The organism is Desulforhabdus sp. TSK, assembly GCF_022836495.1.
GTDB lineage: Bacteria > Desulfobacterota > Syntrophobacteria > Syntrophobacterales > Syntrophobacteraceae > Desulforhabdus.
In genome coordinates, this window is sequence record NZ_BQXM01000096.1 from 1 (window position 1) to 930 (window position 930).

The 930-nt window shown below is 63.4% G+C and carries 1 protein-coding gene; it reads left to right on the plus strand.

Annotated features, from left to right (window positions below):
• Positions 1-930 (plus strand): proton-conducting transporter membrane subunit (locus MWC30_RS21645; RefSeq protein WP_260101156.1); only part of this gene is annotated, 930 nt, incomplete at both ends.

A 930-nucleotide genomic window follows, 5' to 3' on the forward strand; every position in this document is an offset into this window, starting at 1 on the left:
CCCCTCCACGCGTGGCTGACCGACGCCTACCCCGAAGGCACGGTGACGGGCTCGGTCTTCATGTCGGCCTTCACGACCAAGACGGCCGTCTACGTGCTCGTGCGGGTGTTTCCGGGGACGGAGCTCCTGGTTTGGATGGGAACGATCATGGCCCTCTACGGGGTCGTCTACGCGGTGCTTGAAAACGACTGCAGGCGGCTGCTCGCCTACCACATCATCAGCCAGGTGGGGTACATGGTGGCCGGGGTCGGCATCGGAACGGACCTGTCCCTCAACGGGTCGGTCTCCCACGCCTTCGCCCACATCCTCTATAAAGGGCTCCTCTTCATGGGGGCCGGGGCCGTCATCCAGATGACGGGGCTTCGCAAGCTCACCGAGCTCGGGGGCCTCTACCGGACGATGCCCATCACCCTCGTGCTCTACATGGTGGGAGGGTTCGCCATCTCGGCCTTTCCCCTTTTCAGCGGCTTTGTCACCAAGTCCATGGTGGTTTCGGGGGCGGCCCACGCCCACCTGCCCTGGGTGGCCCTGCTGCTCACCATGGCCTCGGCCGGTACCTTCCTCCACACGGGGCTCAAGCTCCCCTACTACATGTTTTTCGGGAAGGACTCGGGGCTCGAGGCCAAGGAGCCGCCCATGAACATGCTCATCGCCATGGGGCTTGCGGCGTTTCTTTGCGTCGGCATCGGCGTGCTTCCGGGTCCCCTCTACGCCCTCCTTCCCTTTCCCGTGCACTTTGAGCCCTACACGGGGGACCATGTGACGAGCGCCCTCGGGATCCTGCTCTTCACGGGGCTCGGGTTTTTCATGCTCCTTAAAAAGCTCGATCCGGAGCCGACGATCAGCGTCGACACCGACTGGGTGTACCGCAAGGGGAGCCGGGTCTTCATGTGGTTTGTCAACAAGCCCCTTTCGGCGTACGAAGATTAC